The 21,444-nt window shown below is 55.2% G+C and carries 28 protein-coding genes; 18 read left to right on the top strand and 10 right to left on the bottom strand.

Annotated features, from left to right (window positions below):
• Positions 1–33 precede the first annotated feature (33 nt).
• The 3 genes from KGB24_RS04065 to KGB24_RS04055 all read right to left on the bottom strand — a co-directional run bounded on the left by KGB24_RS04065 (position 34) and on the right by KGB24_RS04055 (position 3,229).
• Positions 34–975 (bottom strand): copper resistance protein B, encoded by a 942-nt coding sequence (locus KGB24_RS04065; protein ID WP_223414706.1) that lies wholly within the window; start codon positions 973–975, stop codon positions 34–36.
• Positions 976–985: 10 nt separating this feature from the next.
• Entirely contained in the window at positions 986–2,851 is a 1,866-nt protein-coding gene (locus KGB24_RS04060) for a copper resistance system multicopper oxidase (protein ID WP_223414708.1), read from the bottom strand.
• Positions 2,852–3,001: 150 nt separating this feature from the next.
• Positions 3,002–3,229 (bottom strand): co-regulatory protein PtrA N-terminal domain-containing protein, encoded by a 228-nt coding sequence (locus KGB24_RS04055; protein ID WP_223414710.1) that lies wholly within the window; start codon positions 3,227–3,229, stop codon positions 3,002–3,004.
• Between the two features lie 285 nt (positions 3,230–3,514).
• Here KGB24_RS04055 and KGB24_RS04050 point away from each other — a divergent pair, with 285 nt between their 5' ends.
• The 6 genes from KGB24_RS04050 (at position 3,515) to KGB24_RS04025 (ending at position 8,004) form a co-directional block, all read left to right on the top strand.
• Complete coding sequence (locus KGB24_RS04050) at positions 3,515–3,910, top strand: hypothetical protein (protein WP_223414711.1); 396 nt, start codon at positions 3,515–3,517, stop codon at positions 3,908–3,910.
• A gap of 99 nt (positions 3,911–4,009) precedes the next feature.
• Positions 4,010–4,411, top strand: a complete 402-nt coding sequence (locus KGB24_RS04045) for a hypothetical protein (RefSeq protein ID WP_223414713.1) — start codon at positions 4,010–4,012, stop codon at positions 4,409–4,411.
• Between the two features lie 125 nt (positions 4,412–4,536).
• Positions 4,537–4,788, top strand: coding sequence for a DUF2933 domain-containing protein (locus KGB24_RS04040; protein WP_223414714.1), 252 nt, complete (start codon positions 4,537–4,539; stop codon positions 4,786–4,788).
• 90 nt (positions 4,789–4,878) lie between these two features.
• Positions 4,879–7,149, top strand: a complete 2,271-nt coding sequence (locus tag KGB24_RS04035; protein ID WP_223414716.1) for a heavy metal translocating P-type ATPase — start codon at positions 4,879–4,881, stop codon at positions 7,147–7,149.
• Positions 7,150–7,263: 114 nt separating this feature from the next.
• Complete coding sequence (locus tag KGB24_RS04030) at positions 7,264–7,536, top strand: heavy-metal-associated domain-containing protein (RefSeq protein WP_223414717.1); 273 nt, start codon at positions 7,264–7,266, stop codon at positions 7,534–7,536.
• Positions 7,537–7,563: 27 nt separating this feature from the next.
• Positions 7,564–8,004 carry a DUF411 domain-containing protein gene (locus KGB24_RS04025; RefSeq protein ID WP_223414719.1) on the top strand — a complete coding sequence of 147 codons (441 nt, stop codon included), beginning with the start codon at positions 7,564–7,566 and terminating at the stop codon, positions 8,002–8,004.
• 179 nt (positions 8,005–8,183) lie between these two features.
• On the opposite strand, the gene KGB24_RS04020 is transcribed toward KGB24_RS04025, so the two are convergent.
• From KGB24_RS04020 to KGB24_RS04005, 4 genes are all read right to left on the bottom strand, one after another.
• On the bottom strand, positions 8,184–8,462 hold the full coding sequence (locus tag KGB24_RS04020) for a hypothetical protein (RefSeq protein WP_223414721.1): 279 nt from the start codon (positions 8,460–8,462) through the stop codon (positions 8,184–8,186).
• Positions 8,463–8,519: 57 nt separating this feature from the next.
• Positions 8,520–8,903, bottom strand: a complete 384-nt coding sequence (locus KGB24_RS04015; RefSeq protein WP_223414722.1) for a hypothetical protein — start codon at positions 8,901–8,903, stop codon at positions 8,520–8,522.
• Between the two features lie 91 nt (positions 8,904–8,994).
• A complete protein-coding gene (locus KGB24_RS04010) occupies positions 8,995–9,441 on the bottom strand; it encodes a hypothetical protein (protein WP_223414724.1) in 447 nt (148 codons plus the stop codon).
• 44 nt (positions 9,442–9,485) lie between these two features.
• Entirely contained in the window at positions 9,486–9,878 is a 393-nt protein-coding gene (locus KGB24_RS04005; RefSeq protein ID WP_223414726.1) for a DUF6957 family protein, read from the bottom strand.
• A 228-nt stretch (positions 9,879–10,106) separates the two neighbouring features.
• Here KGB24_RS04005 and KGB24_RS04000 point away from each other — a divergent pair, with 228 nt between their 5' ends.
• Complete coding sequence (locus KGB24_RS04000; RefSeq protein WP_200667644.1) at positions 10,107–10,589, top strand: helix-turn-helix domain-containing protein; 483 nt, start codon at positions 10,107–10,109, stop codon at positions 10,587–10,589.
• Between the two features lie 18 nt (positions 10,590–10,607).
• Positions 10,608–10,973, top strand: a complete 366-nt coding sequence (locus tag KGB24_RS03995) for a hypothetical protein (protein ID WP_223414728.1) — start codon at positions 10,608–10,610, stop codon at positions 10,971–10,973.
• A gap of 217 nt (positions 10,974–11,190) precedes the next feature.
• On the opposite strand, the gene KGB24_RS03990 is transcribed toward KGB24_RS03995, so the two are convergent.
• Positions 11,191–12,330, bottom strand: a complete 1,140-nt coding sequence (locus KGB24_RS03990; RefSeq protein ID WP_223414729.1) for an MFS transporter — start codon at positions 12,328–12,330, stop codon at positions 11,191–11,193.
• Positions 12,331–12,526: 196 nt separating this feature from the next.
• Here KGB24_RS03990 and KGB24_RS03985 point away from each other — a divergent pair, with 196 nt between their 5' ends.
• The 3 genes from KGB24_RS03985 to KGB24_RS03975 are packed head-to-tail and all read left to right on the top strand — an operon-like array spanning position 12,527 to position 14,941.
• Positions 12,527–13,024: a MarR family winged helix-turn-helix transcriptional regulator gene (locus KGB24_RS03985; protein ID WP_223414731.1), complete on the top strand. Its 498-nt coding sequence runs from the start codon at positions 12,527–12,529 to the stop codon at positions 13,022–13,024.
• Positions 13,025–13,081: 57 nt separating this feature from the next.
• The gene (locus tag KGB24_RS03980; protein ID WP_223414733.1) at positions 13,082–13,585 is read left to right on the top strand and encodes an arsinothricin resistance N-acetyltransferase ArsN1 family A; all 504 of its coding nucleotides are present in this window, start codon (positions 13,082–13,084) and stop codon (positions 13,583–13,585) included.
• 15 nt (positions 13,586–13,600) lie between these two features.
• The gene (locus KGB24_RS03975; RefSeq protein ID WP_223414735.1) at positions 13,601–14,941 is read left to right on the top strand and encodes an FAD-dependent oxidoreductase; all 1,341 of its coding nucleotides are present in this window, start codon (positions 13,601–13,603) and stop codon (positions 14,939–14,941) included.
• Positions 14,942–14,964: 23 nt separating this feature from the next.
• On the opposite strand, the gene KGB24_RS03970 is transcribed toward KGB24_RS03975, so the two are convergent.
• Positions 14,965–16,050, bottom strand: a complete 1,086-nt coding sequence (locus KGB24_RS03970; protein WP_223414737.1) for a flavin-containing monooxygenase — start codon at positions 16,048–16,050, stop codon at positions 14,965–14,967.
• 37 nt (positions 16,051–16,087) lie between these two features.
• Positions 16,088–16,435 carry an ArsR/SmtB family transcription factor gene (locus KGB24_RS03965; protein WP_223414739.1) on the bottom strand — a complete coding sequence of 116 codons (348 nt, stop codon included), beginning with the start codon at positions 16,433–16,435 and terminating at the stop codon, positions 16,088–16,090.
• Between the two features lie 352 nt (positions 16,436–16,787).
• Here KGB24_RS03965 and KGB24_RS03960 point away from each other — a divergent pair, with 352 nt between their 5' ends.
• The 7 genes from KGB24_RS03960 to KGB24_RS03930 are packed head-to-tail and all read left to right on the top strand — an operon-like array spanning position 16,788 to position 21,433.
• Entirely contained in the window at positions 16,788–17,201 is a 414-nt protein-coding gene (locus tag KGB24_RS03960) for an arsenate reductase ArsC (protein WP_223414741.1), read from the top strand.
• Positions 17,202–17,208: 7 nt separating this feature from the next.
• Complete coding sequence (locus KGB24_RS03955) at positions 17,209–17,565, top strand: metalloregulator ArsR/SmtB family transcription factor (protein WP_223414742.1); 357 nt, start codon at positions 17,209–17,211, stop codon at positions 17,563–17,565.
• Between the two features lie 45 nt (positions 17,566–17,610).
• The gene (locus KGB24_RS03950) at positions 17,611–18,081 is read left to right on the top strand and encodes an arsenate reductase ArsC (RefSeq protein ID WP_223414744.1); all 471 of its coding nucleotides are present in this window, start codon (positions 17,611–17,613) and stop codon (positions 18,079–18,081) included.
• Between the two features lie 16 nt (positions 18,082–18,097).
• A complete protein-coding gene (gene arsB / locus KGB24_RS03945; RefSeq protein WP_223414745.1) occupies positions 18,098–19,159 on the top strand; it encodes an ACR3 family arsenite efflux transporter in 1,062 nt (353 codons plus the stop codon).
• Between the two features lie 4 nt (positions 19,160–19,163).
• Positions 19,164–19,880 carry an arsenical resistance protein ArsH gene (gene arsH, locus KGB24_RS03940; protein WP_046819798.1) on the top strand — a complete coding sequence of 239 codons (717 nt, stop codon included), beginning with the start codon at positions 19,164–19,166 and terminating at the stop codon, positions 19,878–19,880.
• 12 nt (positions 19,881–19,892) lie between these two features.
• Entirely contained in the window at positions 19,893–20,405 is a 513-nt protein-coding gene (locus KGB24_RS03935; RefSeq protein WP_046819797.1) for a tyrosine-protein phosphatase, read from the top strand.
• 23 nt (positions 20,406–20,428) lie between these two features.
• The gene (locus KGB24_RS03930; RefSeq protein WP_223414746.1) at positions 20,429–21,433 is read left to right on the top strand and encodes an ArsJ-associated glyceraldehyde-3-phosphate dehydrogenase; all 1,005 of its coding nucleotides are present in this window, start codon (positions 20,429–20,431) and stop codon (positions 21,431–21,433) included.
• The last annotated feature ends 11 nt before the right edge of the window (positions 21,434–21,444 follow it).

Raw genomic sequence — 21,444 nt, 5'->3', positions numbered from 1 at the left:
GTTATATAATTATTTGGTGCCGCTAACTGTGGTTTAGAACCACACCCGTACGCCGAGCACCAGGCGTGCTTCGTTACTGTCGTCGCCTTCCTCGCTGGCATAGTCAGCGGTCTTTCCATAAGCCCGATTCCAAGTCACGCCTACATAAGGTGCGAACTCTGGACGGATTTCGTATCGGAGCCGCAAACCGACTTCACTCTCAGACAGCCCTGAACCAACTCCACGTTTGGGATCGTTTTTGCCATAGAAATTGAATTCTGCCGTCGGTTGCAAAATCAGCTTATTGGTTAGGAGAATGTCGTAGTCACCTTCCAGCCGCGCTGCGGTCTGGCCGCCTTCACCCAAATAAGCAGTAGCCTGGGCCTCGAAATTGTAGAGCGCCAAGCCCTGGATACCGAAAGCCACCCACGTTTGAGGGTCGCCTGGTTTGAAGTCTTGACGAACACCGCCGACTAGATCCCACCAAGGGCTGATGGCGTGTCCCCATAAAGCTTGAACCTCAGCTTCTTCAGTCTTCCCATTGGTGCGCTCGCCTTCGGAGCGCAACCATAGACGATCAACATCTCCCCCTATCCAACCTTGGGCTTCCCAATTCAGTGCGCTTCCATCGTCAGCATCCTGCCATTCCAACTTCTCAAATATAAAAAATGAGTTGAGGGCTGTGTCATGAACCGCGTGACCACCAGGGGACTTATAGACAGCGGCTCTGTCGGCATCAGTCAATTGCGGTATCGGCGTCCGGCTTTGGGTCTGCGGTTGTTGCTTGGCGGGCTGCATACCCTCCATTTTGCTGTGATCCATACCCTGCATCTGGCTGTGATCCATAGTCTGCATCTGGCCGTGATCCATAGTCTGCATCTGCCCGTCTTCGGTACCCTGGCTTGTTTCAGCGGCTGCGGGGAAGACAAAACCAGCGGTCAGAGCGACCGTAAACACAGCTGAGTGCATGCGAGTCCCGCAAAGAAAATTGCTCATAGTCGACTCCTTATTCCTCTACACGCACTTCGCGGAACATCCCCATTTCCATGTGGTACAGGAGATGGCAGTGATAGGCCCAGCGTCCCAGTGCATCGGCTGTCACTCGGTAACTGCGCTTTGATCCAGGCGGCATATCAATGGTGTGTTTGCGGACAAGGAATTGCCCGTTTTCATCTTCAAGGTCGCTCCACATGCCATGCAAGTGGATGGGATGAGTCATCATGGTGTCGTTGACGAGAACGATCCGGACTCGCTCGCCGTATTTCAGTTTTAAAGGCTCGGCGTCCGAAAACTTCACCCCATTGAAAGACCAGGAAAATTTCTCCATATGACCGGTCAAGTGCAGTTCGATAGTTCGACTTGGCTCACGGCCATCTGGATCCTCAAACGTGCTCTTTAGGTCAGAGTACGTCAGCACCTTTCGGCCATTCTCGCGAAGGCCCATGCCAGGATCATCAAGCTTTGGCGACGTCGACATTGCCTGCATGTCGACGAGAGGATTGTTGGATTCTGTGGCTGGGTGCGACTGCATTTCTCCCATACCACTCATGCCGCCCATGGACATTTTGCTGTGATCCATCCCAGCCATGCTGTCCATGCCGGACATGTCTTGCGTAGCGCCATGGTTCATACCTTTCATGGCACCGCCGTCCATGCCTGACATGCCCTCCATTGAGCTGTCCCCCATGCCGGCCATCTTGCTGTGATCCATTCCAGCCATATCGCCCATACCAGCCATCGCGCCATGATCCATACCGGCCATACCCATGTCGGCCATGGTGACGAGAGGACGTGGGTCTAGCTCAGGTACTGGAGCAGCCAAGCCAGACCGGACGGCCAAGGTGCCTCTTGCGTACCCCGACCGATCCATCGACTGCGCAAACAGTGTGTAGGCGTCCTGAGTTGGTTCGACGATCACATCGAAGGTCTCAGCTGTGGCGATCCTGAACTCGTCCACGCTTACGGGCTTAACATACTGGCCATCGGCAGCCACGACAGTCATCTTCAAACCCGGAATACGGACATCAAAGTAGCTCATGGCCGAACCATTGATGAACCTCAACCTAAGCTTTTCGCCAGGTTTGAAGGTGCCCGTCCAGTTGGAGTTCGGCGCGTGGCCGTTCATCAAGTAGGTGTATGTCGCGCCACTGACGTCTGCAATGTCAGTGGGATTCATCTTCATTTCTGCCCACATCTTGCGGTCAGCGACGGTAGCTGACCAACCTTTGTCAGCTACGTCATGTATGAAATCACTGACTGTACGTTTGTGGGTGTTGTAGTAGTCAGACTGCTTCTTCAATGTTTTCATCAACGAAGCAGGATCTTCATCCGTCCAGTCAGTAAGCATCACCACGTAGTCACGGTCATACTCAAATGGCTCGGGCTCTTTCGCGTCGATTACCAATGGGCCGTATACACCTACCTGTTCTTGGAAGCCGGAGTGACTGTGATACCAATACGTTCCATTCTGCTTAACCTTGAATTGATAGACGTACGTGCCGTTAGGCTCGATCCCATGGAAGCTAAGGCCCGGCACACCGTCCATATTCGCGGGGAGGATAATCCCGTGCCAGTGGATTGATGTCATATCCTTAAGGCGGTTCTTGACCCGCAAGGTCACGGTATCGCCCTCACGCCAGCGCAGCTGAGGCCCCGGAATCCCGCCATTGATTGTCATGGCAGTCCGGGCATTCCCAGTGATATTTACCGGTGTTTCTCCGATAAAGAGGTCGAACTCTGTACCTGACAGGACATTAGTCTCGCCCAAGCTACGGGCCGCCCATATAGGTGTATGCCAGAGGCCTAAGCCACCGAGAATCCCGCCTGCGGTGAGACCTTTCACAAAGGTGCGCCGAGAAGTTTTGGAATGCATACCGATTCATGTCCCGTCAGTCGGATGTCAGGTGCACGCACGTTAGCGTGTTCCCGAGGGTTCACGCTTTGGATAGCTAGTGCGCTTGATACATTGGAAGATGCCATAAGCCAGCAAACGGGGTGATTACATTTCCGTAAGCTGGGCGACTCAGCATTGATGCTTCTGCTCTTCAGCCGTGGGCTTTTCCTGTGCAATATCCTCTTGCACTTGCACTTGCACTTGCACTTGCGATTGTGGGACGGGTTTTGTGGTGGTCATTGCCGTCTCGCGAGCTCGTTCCATGCGCTCAACCGCACGGTCGCCGCCACCTTCGGCAAAGGCCAGGGACGATATAGCCAAACTGAGTGTAAGAATCACAACGTTGGTTGCTTTCATAGTGCATCTCCTTCAAGGAATTGACTCTCGATGAAACCAGAGAGTTTGAGCGTCAGCTCGATGAGGATGATGAGGGGACGCACCTGTCAGCACGCTTAGCCGGTGATTACACTTTTGACAGCACACGGAGAAACTCAACATCTGAAAGATCGACGGGCGTCATAAAATTTGACCGCACCACAGAACCGACAGCTGGCTGCATAAATTGATGTAGATCAACCGTGGCACTTCAATGTGGCGTATGTTGAAAAATCAAAATCCGCTAATCAGTACCGGAGATTCTCCATGTTCTGGTTTCGCCATCGTCAACCAACGTTCATACGCCTCGCCATCGTGCTGTGGGTGTTAGCGTTTGGTTTGGCAGCGACCCAGGGATGTCTGGTACAGCCCAGCCACAATCCGGCTACAACTCATGTCTCGCTGAACACCGCGCAAGATCACGATAGCCACGACACCCATGCCCTCGGTTGCCTTCAGCACTGCGCCGATACGGCGATAACTGTAAGTCCTTCGCTCCATCTTCAAATATTTGATCTGTTCAGTTGGACGTTTCTGCTCCTGCTCCCTGCGTTGCTGATTTTGTATCCCGCCAACCCCTCCGCTTTTGCCTTTCTTGCATTACGGCGCCCTGTACCAGCCAGACCGCCTGCCCGCCTGATTTTCGTCCGTTTCAACGATTAATCCGACCTTCTGCGCGCCGATCTTCGGCGCACTGTCTGACTGCGCCAACCTGGCGCGGCTTGGTATTACCTGAGTTGTCCTGACCCTTTGGAGATTGCCATGCATGCCACATTGAAATTTATCCTCGCCATCCTGCTCGTGAGCAGCCCACTTATCGCCTCGGCAGTCGATGAGCATCACCCGGAGGGGCAGACCGAGCCCGCCCAGACAAGCGAAGCAGCTACGCCGATGCAAAACAATGTCATGACCGAGCAAATGCAAAAAATGCAGGCTGCACACGACAAGGCAGCCGCCGCCAAGACCCCAGCCGAGCGACACGCCGCCATGCAGGAGAGCATGAAGACGATGAAGGACAGCATGGCCATGATGCATAAGAACTGTCATGGCATGGGCATGGGTATGGACGGCAACAAAGACGGCATGGAGATGGGAATGATGAACATGATGATGAAGATGATGGATCAGCAAACGAGCATGATGAACATGCCGATGAGCAAGTGACGCGCACAAGCCTGTAGGCAACGCAGCGACGGTTTTACTTTAGCCAATATGCCAAGGGTAAAACTGCCGCCCGTTGCACCTTTACAACGTATCACTTAACAGCGCTCCCTCAGGAGTACAGAACCATGATGAATTCACCACATTCCGCTAACACCTCTCCAACATTTTGGAGGAGCAAACCCGGCATAGCGCTGGGCATGCTGCTGGTGATCGTGCTGTTCTATCTGGCAAGAGAACACTACGGCCATATGCTGGGCTTACTGCCTTACATGATTTTGCTGTTGTGCCCGCTGATGCATTTTTTCGGGCACCACCACGGTGGTCACAGCCATCACGACGACACCTCAGCCTCAACCAAGGATGCGAACAGGAGTTAGCTCATGCACACCCCTGAGCTTCGTCAAGAGCACGACTTAATACAGAAGTCTGAACCTCAACCCACCGGCTCCCATGATCCGGTATGTGGTATGACCGTCAGTAACGACAGCCAGTTCAGCACGGAGTATGAGGGGCAAAACTACCGGTTCTGCAGCCAGAAATGCCAAACGACCTTCAGGGCCGCGCCCGAGCGTTATCGAATATCTCAACTGAAAATCGAACCAGTCCATCAGAGAACAGTAGAACCGGTAACGGGCGCCGCTGAATACACATGTCCCATGCATCCGGAAATTCGCCAGATCGGCCCCGGCGTCTGCCCTAAGTGCGGCATGACCTTAGAGCCGGTGATTCCCGAATTGGAGGAAGAAGAGAACTTAGAACTCAAGGACTTCACCCGGCGCTTCTGGTGGACATTGCCACTGACAGTGATCGTAACCGTGCTGGCTATGGGTGGCCATGCCCTGGAGCTGTTCCATGGCACCACGCAAAATTGGGTCGAGCTGGGATTGGCTACACCCGTCGTGCTGTGGGCTGGCTGGCCGTTTTATGTGCGTGGTGTGCGTTCGGTGATTCAGCGAAGTCCGAACATGTGGACGCTGATCGGCCTCGGCACGGCGGCGGCCTTCCTTTACAGCGTCGTGGCCACCCTGACCCCCGATGTATTCCCCAACAACTTCATGATGGAGGGCCGCATCGGTGTGTACTTCGAAGCGGCGGCTGTGATCATCTCACTGACCCTTCTCGGCCAGATGCTTGAACTCAAGGCTCGCTCGCAAACCTCGGCTGCCATCAAGTCGCTGCTTGGACTGGCACCCAAAACTGCCCGACGGATCAATGCCGATGGCACGGAAGAAAACATCCCTCTGACACACGTACACAGCGGCGACACGTTACGTGTGCGACCGGGCGAAAAAGTGCCTGTCGACGGTCAGGTGTTGCAAGGCGAAAGCGCTGTAGATGAGTCGATGCTCACCGGCGAACCGATACCGATCATGAAGAGAGCCGGCGACGCGCTGATTGGCGCCACTCTCAACATCCACGGCAGTCTGGTGATGCAGGCGCAGAAGATAGGGTCGGCGACCCTGCTCGCACAGATTGTGCAGATGGTTGTGCAGGCACAACGCTCAAAAGCGCCGATGCAACGGCTGGCAGACGTGATTGCCAGTTACTTCGTGATCGTTGTGATTGCTATCGCCGCGCTGACTCTACTCGGCTGGGGGCTGTGGGGGCCCGAGCCAAGTTGGGTGTTCGGACTGATCAACGCTGTCGCGGTCATGATCATCGCCTGTCCCTGTGCCCTTGGCCTAGCGACACCGATGTCAGTCATGGTTGCCACCGGCAAGGCTGCTGGCAGCGGCGTATTGTTTCGCGATGCCGCCGCCATCGAAAACCTGCGCAAGATAGACATCTTGATAGTCGACAAAACTGGCACCCTCACTGAAGGTCGACCAGCGTTCCATAGCGTCGAGGCGGTACCCGGATTTAGTCAGGATGAAGTGTTGCGCCTGGCCGCAAGTCTCGATCAGGGCAGTGAGCATCCATTGGCCCACGCCATCGTGGAGCAGGCTCGTGCCACAGGGCTGAAACTGGTGACACCTGAAACCTTCGAGTCAGCCTCAGGTATTGGTGTAAGCGGTCAGGTCGAGGGTCGCCGCCTGATGCTAGGCAATACCGCGTTGATGCAGGAGGCCGGCGTTTCCACAGAGAGCTTACAAGCACATGCCGAGAAGCTACGCGGCGACGGTACGAGCATCATGTACCTGGCAGTCGATGGCGCCCTGGCGGGTTTGCTGGCTGTTGCCGACCCCATCAAACCCACCACGAAGCTGGCCGTCGAGCGTCTGCAGGCGGATGGCGTCAAGGTCATCATGGCCACTGGCGATGGCCTTACGACTGCTCGCTCGGTAGCTCGCCAATTGGGCATCGAGGAGGTTCACGGCGAGGTCAAACCGCAAGATAAAGAACGTCTGGTGGCATCTCTGCAACAAGCCGGACACCGGGTGGCGATGGCCGGCGACGGCATTAATGATGCCCCCGCACTGGCTCGCGCTGATGTAGGTATCGCCATGGGCACTGGCACTGACGTGGCGATGAACAGCGCTCAGGTCACCCTGGTCAAGGGGGATCTGCTCGGTATCCTGCGGGCTCGCAGCCTGTCAGTCGCAACGGTGAGAAATATGCACCAGAACCTGACCTTCGCCTTCCTTTACAACGCCATGGGTATCCCACTGGCTGCCGGCTTGTTCTTTCCACTTACCGGTCACCTTCTGTCACCGCTCATTGCCGCACTGGCCATGAGCGTGAGCTCGGCGTCGGTAGTATTCAACGCCTTGCGTCTGCGCCAGGCTTCCATTGATTGAGTGAAAACGACCGCTTGACCTTGCCATGGCAGCAAGGTTGAGGATAAGCCAACGCCGCAGAAAAGCCTCATGCGTCAGTCTTTCCATGATCAACTTTGTTGTGAGGAGTCATCAATGAAAACTGTTGAACTGCGAGTCCAAGGCATGAGCTGTGGTTCATGTGTCAAACATGTCACCGAAGCGCTGCGCCCAGTTGAAGGCGTGAGTGACGTAGCGGTGGATTTACAAGCCGGACAGGTGAAGGTCAGCGGCGATTCGGACAGCCATGCGCTGCTTGCAGCCCTGGAGAACGCGGGCTATCCAGCACAGCTGGCGACAGTGGAAAGCGTAGAAAGTAAGAAATCCTCCGGTTGTGGCGGGAACGGCGGCGGTTGCTGCTGTCGGTAAGCATTATTTATAAACAGGAGAACTCCCATGAATGCCAGTCTGCGAATTGCTGCGTTCACGACACTACTCATGACCGGAGCGGCACAAGCCGCTGAAGTCATCGACGTTTACCGCGATCCTAACTGCGGCTGCTGCAAGGACTGGATAAAGTATCTTGAAGTTAATGGCTTCAGCGTGCGCGACCATGTCGAGCCCAACATGAGCGAAGTCAAACAGCGCCTCGGCGTCGCTCCGCGCTTGGCCTCCTGTCATACCGCGATGATTGACGGAAAATTTGTCGAAGGCCATGTACCGGTAGCACAGATTCTCGACCTGAAGAACCACCCCGACCTCGTCGGAGTTGCGGTGCCGGGTATGCCCGCTGGTTCGCCTGGAATGGAGTACGGCCAAACCAAACAGCCGTATCAGGTCATAGGTCAGACCCTAACGGGTACCGATCAAGTAGTCGCCGATTATCCCAGCAATTGACGACGCGCAACCAACCCTGCCAGCGTCTGATAGTCCTGAGCCGCCTTAGCCTGGAGGCCGATGCATCCGCTGAAATCACCTGCTTTTTCAGCGTTCTCAAAATCACTGGCGTAGTGCGAACCATCTCAGCTCTATCGCTACCATCATGACGCTTTAGTCAGATGCTTGAAGCGTCGCCATTAAAGGTCATCCTGCTCTTCCCGAATGTCGACTTCGCCCATCGCTCCCAAGTGAATGTTCCGACAAGGTAGCTTGGTGATGAATCCGCATTCGAAAAGCATCCTTGGTATTTCCGATAAAAAGCTCGACACCTCCCATCTCTCGGTCAGCGGCTTCATTACCTCTGTAACGAATGAATCTAGGTCGAAGTCCTGCGTAGCGAAAAATGGCCCGGCGCGGTCGTACCCTTCGAAAATGCCCGAGGCTATGCAGATGATTTCGCCTGCCTTGACGATCATGACGCCACCTTGGAGTTACTCAGGAAGCTTCACCCATGGCGAAGAAAAACACGACCATTACTGCATCACTCGCGGGGTGAAATGGTGCATCCCCTGTGAAAGCCGCAGAAACTCACGCAGGCTCGCACGTCCATTGTCGCGCTGGAACGTAGCGAGCACGTACCGAGAGTTCACTGTGGTCAGCACCCAAAATCGTCCCTCGCGTTCCGCTTTAATCACGTCTGAAGTCCGGATCAGATGGCCATCGCCGAACCGACCGTACTGGTCTTTTCGGTTGTGACCAAAAACTACGCCAATGCCAGCGCGAGCCCTGATGAATGCTCCACATAGATAGGCGGTTACCGGTTCATCAAAGCCTTGCGCCTGGGCCTTGATGATTCGTGTGAGATCGAAATCTGTATGACGTTTTCCGTGAAAGTTTACATCTACAGTGTTCAGCATAAATTGCGCTCCTTTGGCAGCCTGTATGGCGTGACCAGGAGTCCGACACGGGATCATCCACGCTGATGCCGTGCAGACGTCTTCGTAAATTTCAGGCGTTGCGAATCATATCCGCGTGGAAAATCGGGCTTAGATTGGTCAGCAATTCGCTTCTGAACCCAGCTTGGTGAGAGCTGTGGTACTTGGAGCCAGTCTCCACTTCCAGTAGGCAGACGAAGGACTCGTTCTCGTCCTCACCAAGCGTTACTTTGGTCAGTGTCTCCATGCGCCAACCTTCTGTGCCATTCATGTAGGCGGGAGTGACTACTTGCACCTCTGTGATGATGGTCTCGGCATCCTGCGCTATTAGCATCTGTTGGAGCCGAGGTTCGCTGTCGACCATCAGAGCCGCCTCGGTGATGCGGCCTTGGTGCTTGGCTTGGACTGTGACGTGATACCAGTGAGTACGAAGCAATCTAGATACCTGATGCCATTGACATTGACCTTCCCCAAACATGCCCGGTAGGCCGAGCATGTCGTCGTCGTGTGTTCTAAACATCGTATGTCCTTGGGTCTCAAGGGGGCTCTGATACGGAGCGCAGGTTAGAAGATGGAAAAAACGTCCTTCAGGCTTGCGGGCTGTTCATGACCAAGGCCAATCAAGACGTAAACGGTGTTTCTGGTTTCGAACACAGCACCGTCGTTAAAACTGGTGCACATGCTTGAGCGAACCCAGTCCCCCCGCTCGAAACGGCCTTGGCTGTCCTCGGCCACGTTGTGAGCAAACACGATCATCGGGAGCTGGCCCGCTGCATGAACCTTGGAGAGTTCGTCGGGAGTGACTTCGATGCGAAATATTGTCCAGTCCGTGATCAAGCAGTACGGCTTTCCGGGGAAGCGTTGGCTCACCAGCGCTCGTGCTTCTGAGCTGCTCGACAGGCCTTCAAGAGGCGTCCGTGGCCCTTTCATAAAGTCGGGTTCTTCGACGCTAGCCATAGGGTGTCCTTTGATTAATAACCAGGAAATTGACAATTCAATCCTGTTTGTTGCCGTTCGCCGTCGTGCGGATAGGCCTCCCGCACGCGTGCTGCGTTGCGCTATTTGCGACGATCTGAATCATGGAGGGCCGACCTTAGAACTCGGTTCGCGCCTCAATACGGATCATAGCCCGTGTTATGGTGCGTCGCAATATGGCTTTATCCTCGATTTACTTGAGGAAAAGTCATGGAGGCGGCAGAAGCACTAGCTGTAGTGGTACGCGCCGTGCGTAGAAGAAAAGGCCTATCTCAAGAAAACCTGATCAGCATCGACCGTTCCTACTGGGGCCAGATAGAGCGTGGGGAAGTAAACATCACGATTGACGTCCTCATTCGGCTAGCAGCGCTACTGGAGGTAGAGGCGGCTTCGTTGATCCTCATGGCGACCTCTCTGCAGTCCAATGAACCATTCCGGGAAGGGCTGAAGCGTCTAAACAAGCAGTTGAATAAGATTAAAAGAGATGGCGTCGATTCTGAGATGGAGTCGTTGTCACGTGCTGGGAAGCTACCACCTGGCCGACCACCTCGATCCGGGGCGGCGGACAAGGCTGCAGAGGCTAATCGTCTGAACAACGAAGGAGTATCCGTGGCCGAGATTTCGGAAGCATTGGGGCTGTCGAAAACTACCGTTCGCAGATATCTGAAAACAACCACACCCGAACATCCGTGATTTCCGAATGACCTCTAAATGACCAGCACCCGGCTGAAAATGTCACAGGAAGGATTGCTGTGGAAGACTGCTTTGGAACACTTTGGCCCCATAGGTCTCCATCAATTTGTGATCGAAATCTGGGCTAGTACCCGGACTGCAGCTCGTCCAACTGTCGAGTACCTGGACAGCGACCACGTTGGCGGTGACGTGCTGAATTTACTGAGAATTGCTCAAATCGCTGTAGGCGCGGTTGTGCCTTACAGGCCGGTTGAGTCAGGCAGGATCGCGATTTACTCCGCTCACGCCGAGCATCTTGCACATGGGTTATTGCAGGCCATGCCGGTCGGAAAGCTTCCGCCCAGTTTGAAGGGGGCCCGGCTTGAGGCTGAGCTGGGAATGTAGATCGAATGCCGTACTCCGGCCCAAGCAGGCCATTTCACTCCTATTCATGCTCAGCTTGGCCTCGACCTGTCCCGAGTGGCCTGGTAGCTCGGGTAACCAATAGATTTTTTCGACCCAGGTACTTCAGCGAGTCGCCTAACCAGGTAATTAGATGGTTGTGAGAAGTTTCCATACCGGGCACTGCGATGTGATCGTGGCCTTCTCTGGAGTCAACCATCTATTTCGAAGGAAGACCGAAGCTCGCGATAAGGCTTGCCGTCGCTAGAGTGCACATCACAACGAGCAAAGGTGTTGAGCCTAGTTTGTCCAGAATCACAGCCGCTGCTACAGGGCCTACTGCTTGTGCGACCAGCATTGGGCGGGCCAATAAGCCCATGCGAGTACCGTAGCCATCTTGCCCAAAAAGAGTCAGTGGTAATGTCCCACGGGCGATGGTCAGAATCCCATTTCCAGCGCCGTATAGCGCCATCGCAATGAATGCCAGCCATGGAATAGCCGGTATCAGCAGCCCGATTCCTATCCCGCTTAGCAATATCGCCGCCTTGGCAGATGTGGTCGGATGCAAGTTTCGCCCAAGGGAGAACTCTGCAAGCCGGGCTACGACTTGAGATGGCCCTATCATCATGCCGATGGCCAGTGCGGTGGCTGTAGCGATGCCGAGCAGTTTCAGCACATCAAGCAAATGGACAGAAATTGAAGAGATCACCAGCGACTGGAGTGTCAGTAGCGCTGCCAATAGCAGAAAGAGGCGATTACCCGATTTTGTGTCATGGGCGGTGGCGGCGGAAGAGGCGTGTGTAGGAACTGCCGCCCTGCTAGGGATGCACTCACTCTTTGGAATCAACAAGAGATGAATCGGTAATCCTACGACCAGATGAGCTGCGGCTAACGTGACGCAGCTATATCTCCAGCCAATCTGATGTTCTAGGCCAGCGATCAGTGGCCAGCCCAAAGTGCTGGCGAACCCACCCAGAAGAGTGAGTCCGGTCATCGAAGTGCGCGCGCTGTCCCCAAATAGACGTCCAAGAGTCGAGAATGCGGCGTCATACAGGCCGGCAGCCATGGCGGCGCCAATGAATGTCCAGGCCACGTAGTAGATGACCAGGTTGCTAGCCACACCCATCAGCAGCAGCCCCAGTGCCATCAATATCGAACTGGTTGCCAGGACGGGGCGGCCACCGTGCCGATCTATCTGCCTCCCAACCATGGGAGAGCAAGCCCCTGCAACCAACAAACCCCATGAAAGTCCGGCCACGGTGCTGGTAATCGACCATCCCATCTCTCGTGCAATCGGCGTCGCGAGGACTGCGGGCAAGTAATACGTTGTACTCCAGGCGAGTATCTGTGCGATGCCCATCGCCCAGACCAGCCCAACTCGATTGACTGTGCCCTGTCTGCTGATTGGATAACTCACAAGGTGCGAGCCTATTTTAGTTGTTAGATGCAACAAATTAGCGAGGCCGGTACAGCATCGTCAACCAAAATGAAGAAGTGGTTGACCGTTTCCTGAAACCAAGATTATCGTTGCACCTAACAACTAATTTGTGATGGCCATGGCAAAGCGAAAAAAAGACCAGCTGACTCAGGATTCCGAAGATCTATACGAAGCCTTGAACCAGCTCGTCCGGGTGTATCAGTTCCGCGACCGGGATCGCATCTGCTGCTACGACGTTTCGGTCACGCAATGCTATGCCATCGAGACTCTGGTCAAAATGGGCCGACTCCGCCTGCAAGCGCTGGCAGAAGAGATGTTTCTGGATAAAAGCACTGCAAGCCGGGTGGTCGATACGCTTGAGCGCAAGGGTTATGTGTCGCGGGTGGAGGACAGTGAGGATCGTCGTGCAGTGCAGGTTGAGGTTACTGAATCTGGTCATGAGCTTTACCAGAAGATCCGCGCTGACCTGATCGCTGAAGAGCGGGCAATGATCGAACAGTTGTCACCCGAAGCGCGGCAAGGCGCGTTGAGCTTGCTGAAACAAATCACTCGAGCGACTGAGATTCGCTGTGGTCTGGTCAGTGGCTGCTGCCCGTCAGTGCCCGATGTGAAATGAGGGGGAAGCCCCTTTTTTATTAGAAATGTTGTTACTACCAACTGGATGGATTCAAGCATGCATATTCGATTTGCTGAAGTCAGGGACGCTGCGTCGATAGCTGGCATCTACAACCAGGGTATTGAAGAGAGAAGCTCTACATTCGAGACAGCGCCGCGTAATCCAAATGACATGCTTGAGCGCATCTCCTTGATGGAGCGCTATCCGACCCTGGTTATGGTCAACGATGCGGATGAAGTGGTCGCGTGGGCAGGATTGAGTAGCTATCGTTCTCGCGCCTGCTACGACGGTATCGCAGATTTTTCGATCTATCTGGATCGGGGTGTTCGAGGCCAGGGGCTAGGAAAAGTTCTGCTTCAAGCGCTACTGGATGAGGCCCAAGCCCGAGGTTTTTGGAAGGTGCTGTCGCGCATCTTTACCTTTAATGCGGCCAGTTTGGCGTTGTGCCGTTCGTGTGGGTTTCGGGAGGTGGGTGTGTACGAAAAACATGCATGCCTTGAAGGTCGGTGGCTTGATTGTGTAATCGTCGAGCATCTAATCCCTGCTAATCAGCCGCACTGAAGCGAGGAGTCAGTCATGGACAGTAAACTTCCTGTCGCCATCATTGGCGCCGGCCCCGTAGGGTTGGCTGCTGCCTGCCACCTCATCGCGAGAGGGCTGACTCCCTTGATCTTCGAGGCAGGGCCCAGTGCCGGGGCAAGCATCGAAAACTGGGCACACGTGCGGATGTTCTCTCCATGGGGGTTCAACGTCGACAAGCAGGCTGCCACGCTGCTCACGGCCCAAGGATGGGTGGCGCCCGCTGAAGACGTTTATCCCACCGGACGTGAACTGCTGGATGAGTACGTATATCCACTTGCAGCGCTGCCATCCGTGAATAGGTACCTGTGCCTGAACACCGAAGTCCTGGCGGTGACTCGGTTCGGCCAGGACGTCATGAAGACGAAGAACCGTGCAGCCGCATCATTTCTGCTACGGGTCAGGACACAAGAGGGCGAAAAGGATGTGCTCGCCAGTGCAGTCATAGATGCATCCGGTACGTTCCGCTCGCCAAATTGGATGGGGGCACATGGTATTCCTGCCTTGGGCGAGAAGGGCCTGGCTGATCGCATCGCTTACGGCATTCCCGAAGTGCTTCATAGTGAGCGGCAACGCTATGCAAATCGGCGAGTCATGGTGGTTGGCAGCGGCCATTCGGCGTTCAATGTCTTGCAAGATTTGACTCGGCTTGCCCAGCAGGAGCCCCGCACGAAGATCTATTGGGTGATTCGTGGCGCATCTTTGGATCGCATATTGGGTGGTGGGGCAAACGACAAGCTGGAGGAACGAGGAAAGTTAGGACAGAGGGTTCGCCAACTGTTGAACGATGGGGCCATTGAGCTGTTCACTGACATCGCCATCGACAAGGTTAGTGCATCTATCAATGGCATCGTTGTCGAGGCGGACGGCCATGCTCTCCCGGTTGCGGATGAAATCGTGGTCGCAACGGGTTTCCGACCTGAATTGGGACTACTTGCCGAACTGCGCTTGGCGCTAGATTCAGCGACTCAAAGCCCCATTCATCTTGCTCCGCTGATTGATCCGAATGAGCATAGTTGCGGCACTGTTCGTCCACATGGTGCCGTCGAGCTGGCTCATCCTGATGAAGGGATCTTCATCGTAGGAATGAAGAGCTATGGCCGCGCCCCGACCTTCCTCCTCCTGACAGGCTATGAACAGGTGCGTTCGGTGGTAGCGGCGCTGGCCGGTGATTGGGATGCGGCCAAGCGAGTTGAATTGGTCTTGCCAGAGACAGGTGTGTGTAGCACGCAGTTCGATGATTCTGAGTGCTGCGACCGAGCGGCAAGCCCTGGTTGCTGCGAATCAAGTTGTTGCACCGTTGCGGATAAGGCTAAGGATGTGGCGCCGACCAGGTAGGCGTGCATCATTGCTTTAGTTGCTCATCGCTGCGCGACTATCAACATTTTTTTACCCGTGATGCGCAGATGGCGTAGCAAATGTGGAAGGATGACTTCAGCGTCAGGCCCTACACCTCTGAGAGTTGCTGAGGCGAAATTGCGCTGCTTTGGTAACCCCATAAAGTACAGGCCTGGGATGTGCAGTGCTCGTCCATCGCGCTGCATTAATCGCCCTCGATCATCCGTCACCGCGAGGTCTTCTAGAAAGGAAATATTTGGGCGGAAACCAGTGGCGAAGATTAGGCAATCAACGGCTTCGTGGTGACCATCCGTCCAAACAACTCCGGTTGGGTTTACTTGCCCGAACATCGACCGCTGGTTGAAAAGTCCTGACTTCAGTGCCTTTTTGTAAGTACCGTCATCCAGTACCGGAGTGCTCTGGTCATTGAGCCAGCGGGTTCTTTCCAGGCCTGTCCATTTCAGCCAGGCGTGGAAATCTGCGCCGAGCAGCTTCTGCGGAAAGAATCGAATCGCCTCGCGCGTGGCAAGCGTGACCTCGGCCACCTTGGCTAGCTCGTAAGCAATCTGCACCGCCGAGTTCGCCGCTCCAATCACTACGATGCGTTGACCACGGAGCATTTCCACATTCCGATACTCGGCACTGTGAAGGCGAACACCTTGGAAGCTTTCGAGCCCAGGAATGTCCGGTGTATAGGGACGACTGAATGCCCCCGATGCCACGATCAGCGCCCTGGTAAAGAAGCGCTGCCCATTGGCAGCCACTATCTGGAACCCCCCAGCTTCCTGATCCACCTTTATGACCTGTATCCCCGAAAGAATCGGCAACTGGAAGAAGCTGGCGTACTGCTCCAGGTAGCGCACTACTTCATCGCGGGAGGGGTAGTGCCCCGGTTCTCCAGGAAACGGCAGTCCCGGTAGAGAGGAGTAGGCTGCCGGAGAGAACAGTTCGAGGCTGTCGTAGTAATTACGCCAGTTGCCACCTGGTTGCTGCTGTTCATCCAGGATCAGGAAATCGAGTCCCTGCTGTTTCAAATGCCAGCCACAGGCCAGTCCTGCCTGCCCTGCGCCTACTACAACAACATCGAATGGGTGATCTATTGCGTTCATGTGTGCGCACCTATACACATTTTAAGGTAAGAAAAAATCAGCGAAACCCACCTGGGCAGCACAATAAAGCAGTGCTCTTGATGTGATGGAGGATGTCCTCCAGTCGCTTGACGATGGCTGGGCCGTCCACCTCATAGAACATCTGACGTCCCACCTTAGTGGCGCGCACGATCCCGGCATCCAGCAGCACCTGAAGATGACGAGATACCACCGAACGCTCCTGGGGTAGATCCGCCGCAATCGCGGTCACATCTGCTCGGCCCAATTGCATCACGCGCTTTAGCACCGCGACTCTTGGCGGCTCGCAGAGGGCTTTGAAAAATGCACCATCGAGAGACTCAATGGCAGACTCAATAGCTTGTGATCGGTTGGTGGTGACGTTCATACCGAGAATATATGTGCATGTTGATGCACATGTAAAGTCCCGTTTGAAGGATGGCGTTGCCCCTTCAGCCGAGAATAGGCAGGGTCAGTTTGTTCAGCGCAAGGCTCATGTTTGAGGTTGCGGTGCGGGAGAGCCTAACGCGACAACGATGACAGATTAATTACCAAATACGGATATGCGAGTAATCAGATGTTAAATAGCCGGAGACAACCCAGTGAATGCGATCAGGCTGAGGCTTATGGGCGTCTCTGGTCTGAAATTGGCAATTTTGTGGAGTCACCGGTCTTGCTGCTTTACTGAATATTCGGAAAATCGTATATTCGTAAAACCATATCCAATTCGAGACTTGGCGATGACCGATAAGACCCGCGTGCTGTTTGTTTGTGTGGCTAATGCTGCCCGCTCGCAGCTTGCTGAAGCGCTGCTGCGCCACACTGATTCAGAGCAATTCGAAGCCTTCAGTGCAGGTACTGCGCCCGGCGAGATTGATCCCCGCACCTTGGGATCACTTCAGCACCTGGGTGTAAGTACCGAAGGGTTGCACAGCAAGTCTATCGATGAGTTTGCGGGAGAGCGTTTCGATTACGTCATCACGCTGTGCGATAAATCGTCTCTGGAATGTCATTCCCTTCCAGGCGCCGGAGAGGTGCTGGCCTGGAACTTTGAAGACCCGGTCACTAGCACCAAACATGATGCATTTCGTCACACCCTTCACGAGATCCATGAACGCATCAAGATGTTCGTGTTGGTGAAAAACAAACGTTGAGACCCCTATGGCTGACCATCTGACACCGACCACCGTATTCAAATGCTTGGCCGACGAAACTCGCATACGCATTATGTTGCTCATCACCCGTGAGGAAGAGCTGTGCGTTTGCGAACTGACCTGCGCACTCGATGAGAGCCAGCCGAAGGTTTCCCGCCACCTGGCGCAACTGCGCAATTGCGGTTTGCTGGAGGATCGTCGGCAAGGCCAGTGGGTGTATTACCGCCTGCATCCGAGTCTGCACGACTGGGTGATGACCGTACTGAAAACCACTCTTGACGCCAACCAGCATTGGCTCAGTCCCGACGCCAAACGCCTCGACGTGATGGGTGATCGACCTCAGCGCCTAGCCGCTTGCTGCTGAGTTAACGCCTGCCCGAGCAGCGCTCGGTCTTTACGAGATAGCCTGATGAAGATTCTGTTTCTGTGCACCGCAAACAGCTGCCGCAGCATTCTTTGCGAAGCCATGTTCAATCATTTGGCTCCGACGGATATGCACGCCTACAGCGCCGGCAGCCAGCCGAAGGGTGAAGTGCACCCGCTGAGTCTGAAAACGTTGGATAAGGCTGAGATCTCGCCCGCAGGGCTCTATAGCAAGTCCAGCGATGTTTACGAGAACCTGGCGCCTGATTTCGTCATCACGGTGTGTGACAAGGCTGCCGGCGAAGCCTACCCGGTGTTTTTCGGGCCGGCCACCAAGGCCCATTGGGGCTTGGCAGACCCTTCGGAATATCAAGGGACTCAAGAAGAGATCGAGGCGGCTTTCGAAGCCACTCTGGAACAGATCAGAACCCGAATCGAAGCCTTCCTGGCTTTACCGCTCAAGCGGTTAAGTGCCGAACAACTCAAGGCCGAGCTGGCCCTGATCGGCACCCTCTGACACTGGAGACATGACGATGAGTAAAAGCCGTCTTTCTTTTTTGGATCGCTATCTGACGGTCTGGATCTTTCTCGCCATGGCGATTGGTGTCAGCTTGGGCAATCTGTTCGAGGGACTACCGGCCTGGCTTAATAGCCTTTCGGTGGGTTCGACCAATATCCCGATTGCCATCGGCCTGATCGTGATGATGTATCCGCCGCTAGCCAAGGTGAAATACGAAGAACTCCACGAGGTGTTCAAGGACAAGCGTATTCTCGCGCTGTCGCTGATCCAGAACTGGGTGATTGGCCCAGTGCTGATGTTCGTACTGGCCATCGTGTTTCTCGCCGACAAGCCGGAGTACATGACCGGCCTGATCCTCATCGGCCTAGCTCGCTGCATCGCCATGGTGCTGGTGTGGAATCAGATCGCGGGCGGCAACAACCAATACGTCGCTGGGTTGGTTGCCTTCAACAGCATCTTCCAGATCCTGTTCTTCAGTGTGTACGCATGGATCTTCCTTGGTCTGCTGCCGCCATTGTTCGGTCTACAGGGCAGCGTAATTGACACCAACTTTGTCAGCATCGCCGAGTCCGTGCTGATCTACCTGGGCATCCCATTCCTGGCTGGTTTCCTTACGCGCAAGATCCTCATCAGCCGCAAAGGTGAGACTTGGTACAGCCAACGCTTCATTCCGCGTATCAGCCCCCTGACGCTGGTCGCGCTGCTCCTGACCATCGTGGCGATGTTCAGTCTCAAGGGCGACATGGTGTTGCAGCTTCCGTTGGATGTGCTGCGTATCGCTATCCCGCTGACTATCTACTTCGTGGTGATGTTCTTCATCAGCTTTTGGATGGGCAAGCTGCTCCGCGCTGACTATCCACGCACTACCGCGCTGGCCTTTACCGCTGCCAGCAACAACTTCGAGCTGGCCATAGCCGTGGCCATCGCGACTTTCGGTCTCGCCTCACCGGTGGCCTTCGCCACGGTGATTGGCCCACTGGTGGAAGTGCCGGTGCTGATCTCCCTGGTTGGCGTGGCCCTCTGGCTGAAACGCCGCTGGTTCGATCAACCCAAAGGCGCCCTCACACAGGAATAAATCTATGACTGAAGAACTGATCCCCAACCTCGATGCCGAACTGGTTGATCTGCCGACACTCGATAAGCTTGGCAGTACGTTGTCGGCCACCCACAAGCCGCGCATCCTGCTGCTCTACGGTTCGACTCGCGAGCGTTCGTTCAGCCGCCTGCTGACTGAAGAAGCTGCGCGCCTGCTGCAGCACTTCGGCGCAGAAACACGCATTTTCAATCCATCTGAGCTGCCGTTGCCAGATGATGTGCCGGACAGCCACCCCAAAGTGCAGGAGCTACGCGAACTGGTGCTCTGGTCAGAAGGTCAAGTCTGGTGCTCCCCCGAGCGCCACGGTTCGATGAGCGCAGTGTTCAAGGCGCAGATCGACTGGATTCCGTTGACCATGGGCGCGGTGCGCCCAACCCAGGGTAAGACGCTGGCGGTGATGCAGGTCTGTGGTGGCTCGCAATCCTTCAACGTGGTCAACCAGCTGCGTGTGCTGGGTCGCTGGATGCGTATGTTCACTATTCCCAACCAGTCCTCGGTGCCGAAGGCCTACCTGGAGTTCGACGATAACGGTCGGATGAAACCTTCTCCCTTCTACGACCGTGTCGTGGACGTAATGGAAGAGTTGGTGAAATTCACACTACTGCTTCGCGACCGCCAGGACTATCTGGTCGACCGCTATTCCGAACGCAAGGAATCGGCGGAAGAACTCATGAAACGTGTTAATCAGCGCTCCATCTGAGGATATTTCGCCGTGCAACAACACCCATATTCCGTACTGCCCCTGGCACAGTTCAGTGGCCAATTGATCTTTACCCCGTGCCCCGGCACGAAGGGCACCCTACCTTTCGAGGCGCTGCAAACGCTTAAGAATGCAGGTGCATCGGCGTTGCTGACACTGATGCCGACTGAGGAGTTACTTCAGAACGAGATCGACCTGCTGCCCGAAGAGTGCCAAATGCTCGGCATCGAGTGGTTTCACCTGCCAGTGGACGATGATCAAGCTCCTGGCGAAGCATTCAAAAACGCATGGGAACAGCACCATTCACGACTTAAGCAACTGCTGAACGAAGGGAAAACCATTGCCATCCATTGTAAGGGTGGCTCGGGCCGTACTGGCTTGATCGCGGCGCAGCTGTTGATTGAGAGCGGTGTGCCATTCAGCGATGCCATCCGCGATGTTCAGTCGTTGCGTCCACGCGCCATTCAGCATCCAACCCACATTGAATATATCGGCCAGTTCGACACCCAGTCGAACTCCCACTGACGACAGATACAGAGCACAACAACATGACTATCAAAGTTGGCATTAATGGATTTGGTCGGATCGGTCGCCTCGCTCTACGAGCCGCTTGGAGTTGGCCAGAGTTCGAGTTCGTGCAGATCAACGATCCTGCAGGCGATGCAGCAACCCATGCACACCTGATCAACTTCGACTCTGTGCATGGCCGTTGGCACAGCGAAGCCAGCGCCGAAGGCGATCATGTAGTGATTGGCGGTAAGCGCATCAAGGTCACCGCGAACAAAGCGATTGGCGACACCGACTGGTCGGGTTGCGATCTGGTGATCGAAGCCAGCGGCAAGATGAAGACTGTGGCGGTGTTGCAGGCCTACCTGGATCAGGGCGTTAAGCGTGTGGTGGTCTGTGCGCCGGTCAAGGAGCAAGGGGCCTTGAACGTGGTGATGGGCGTTAACCAGCACCTGTTCGACCCGGCGCAGCACCGTATTGTCACGGCGGCCTCCTGCACCACCAACTGTCTGGCACCAGTGGTCAAAGTGATCCACGAGAACCTGGGCATCCGCCACGGCTCGATCACCACCATCCACGACCTGACCAACACCCAGAGCATCCTCGATCAGCCGCACAAGGATCTGCGCCGCGCCCGCGCTTCAGGCATGAGCCTCATTCCGACCAGCACCGGCTCTGCCACCGCCATTGCGGAAATCTTCCCCGAACTACGTGGCCGCCTGAATGGTCACGCGGTGCGCGTGCCGCTGGCCAACGCCTCGCTCACCGATTGCGTGTTCGAAGTGGAGCGCGCCACCTCGGTGGACGAGGTTAATGCGTTGCTCAAGGCGGCGGCAGAAGGCCCACTGAAAAATATCCTCGGCTATGAAGTACGCCCACTGGTGTCCATCGACTACCGCACCGACCCGCGCTCATCGATCATCGATGCGCTGTCGACGATGGTGATCAATGGCACTCAAGTGAAGATCTATGCCTGGTACGACAACGAATGGGGTTACGCCAACCGCGCTGTTGAGTTGGCCAAACTGGTCAGTTTGGCCGATTAACAGGGAGAGGT

It is taken from the genome of Pseudomonas sp. BF-RE-25 (genome assembly GCF_019956105.1).
Taxonomy (GTDB): domain Bacteria; phylum Pseudomonadota; class Gammaproteobacteria; order Pseudomonadales; family Pseudomonadaceae; genus Aquipseudomonas; species Aquipseudomonas migulae.
Note: the sequence above shows the minus strand (reverse complement) of the source record. Positions and strands in the feature narration are given on the sequence as shown.

Bases quoted from the DNA above. Each gene is read 5' to 3' on its own strand.
- KGB24_RS04065 (WP_223414706.1), bottom strand. From the start codon at position 975: ATGAGCAATTTTCTTTGCGGGACTCGCATGCACTCAGCTGTGTTTACG.
- KGB24_RS04060 (WP_223414708.1), bottom strand. From the start codon at position 2,851: ATGCATTCCAAAACTTCTCGGCGCACCTTTGTGAAAGGTCTCACCGCA.
- KGB24_RS04055 (WP_223414710.1), bottom strand. From the start codon at position 3,229: ATGAAAGCAACCAACGTTGTGATTCTTACACTCAGTTTGGCTATATCG.
- KGB24_RS04050 (WP_223414711.1), top strand. From the start codon at position 3,515: ATGTTCTGGTTTCGCCATCGTCAACCAACGTTCATACGCCTCGCCATC.
- KGB24_RS04045 (WP_223414713.1), top strand. From the start codon at position 4,010: ATGCATGCCACATTGAAATTTATCCTCGCCATCCTGCTCGTGAGCAGC.
- KGB24_RS04040 (WP_223414714.1), top strand. From the start codon at position 4,537: ATGATGAATTCACCACATTCCGCTAACACCTCTCCAACATTTTGGAGG.
- KGB24_RS04035 (WP_223414716.1), top strand. From the start codon at position 4,879: ATGACCGTCAGTAACGACAGCCAGTTCAGCACGGAGTATGAGGGGCAA.
- KGB24_RS04030 (WP_223414717.1), top strand. From the start codon at position 7,264: ATGAAAACTGTTGAACTGCGAGTCCAAGGCATGAGCTGTGGTTCATGT.
- KGB24_RS04025 (WP_223414719.1), top strand. From the start codon at position 7,564: ATGAATGCCAGTCTGCGAATTGCTGCGTTCACGACACTACTCATGACC.
- KGB24_RS04020 (WP_223414721.1), bottom strand. From the start codon at position 8,462: ATGATCGTCAAGGCAGGCGAAATCATCTGCATAGCCTCGGGCATTTTC.
- KGB24_RS04015 (WP_223414722.1), bottom strand. From the start codon at position 8,903: ATGCTGAACACTGTAGATGTAAACTTTCACGGAAAACGTCATACAGAT.
- KGB24_RS04010 (WP_223414724.1), bottom strand. From the start codon at position 9,441: ATGTTTAGAACACACGACGACGACATGCTCGGCCTACCGGGCATGTTT.
- KGB24_RS04005 (WP_223414726.1), bottom strand. From the start codon at position 9,878: ATGGCTAGCGTCGAAGAACCCGACTTTATGAAAGGGCCACGGACGCCT.
- KGB24_RS04000 (WP_200667644.1), top strand. From the start codon at position 10,107: ATGGAGGCGGCAGAAGCACTAGCTGTAGTGGTACGCGCCGTGCGTAGA.
- KGB24_RS03995 (WP_223414728.1), top strand. From the start codon at position 10,608: ATGACCAGCACCCGGCTGAAAATGTCACAGGAAGGATTGCTGTGGAAG.
- KGB24_RS03990 (WP_223414729.1), bottom strand. From the start codon at position 12,330: ATGGGCATCGCACAGATACTCGCCTGGAGTACAACGTATTACTTGCCC.
- KGB24_RS03985 (WP_223414731.1), top strand. From the start codon at position 12,527: ATGGCAAAGCGAAAAAAAGACCAGCTGACTCAGGATTCCGAAGATCTA.
- KGB24_RS03980 (WP_223414733.1), top strand. From the start codon at position 13,082: ATGCATATTCGATTTGCTGAAGTCAGGGACGCTGCGTCGATAGCTGGC.
- KGB24_RS03975 (WP_223414735.1), top strand. From the start codon at position 13,601: ATGGACAGTAAACTTCCTGTCGCCATCATTGGCGCCGGCCCCGTAGGG.
- KGB24_RS03970 (WP_223414737.1), bottom strand. From the start codon at position 16,050: ATGAACGCAATAGATCACCCATTCGATGTTGTTGTAGTAGGCGCAGGG.
- KGB24_RS03965 (WP_223414739.1), bottom strand. From the start codon at position 16,435: ATGAACGTCACCACCAACCGATCACAAGCTATTGAGTCTGCCATTGAG.
- KGB24_RS03960 (WP_223414741.1), top strand. From the start codon at position 16,788: ATGACCGATAAGACCCGCGTGCTGTTTGTTTGTGTGGCTAATGCTGCC.
- KGB24_RS03955 (WP_223414742.1), top strand. From the start codon at position 17,209: ATGGCTGACCATCTGACACCGACCACCGTATTCAAATGCTTGGCCGAC.
- KGB24_RS03950 (WP_223414744.1), top strand. From the start codon at position 17,611: ATGAAGATTCTGTTTCTGTGCACCGCAAACAGCTGCCGCAGCATTCTT.
- arsB (WP_223414745.1), top strand. From the start codon at position 18,098: ATGAGTAAAAGCCGTCTTTCTTTTTTGGATCGCTATCTGACGGTCTGG.
- arsH (WP_046819798.1), top strand. From the start codon at position 19,164: ATGACTGAAGAACTGATCCCCAACCTCGATGCCGAACTGGTTGATCTG.
- KGB24_RS03930 (WP_223414746.1), top strand. From the start codon at position 20,429: ATGACTATCAAAGTTGGCATTAATGGATTTGGTCGGATCGGTCGCCTC.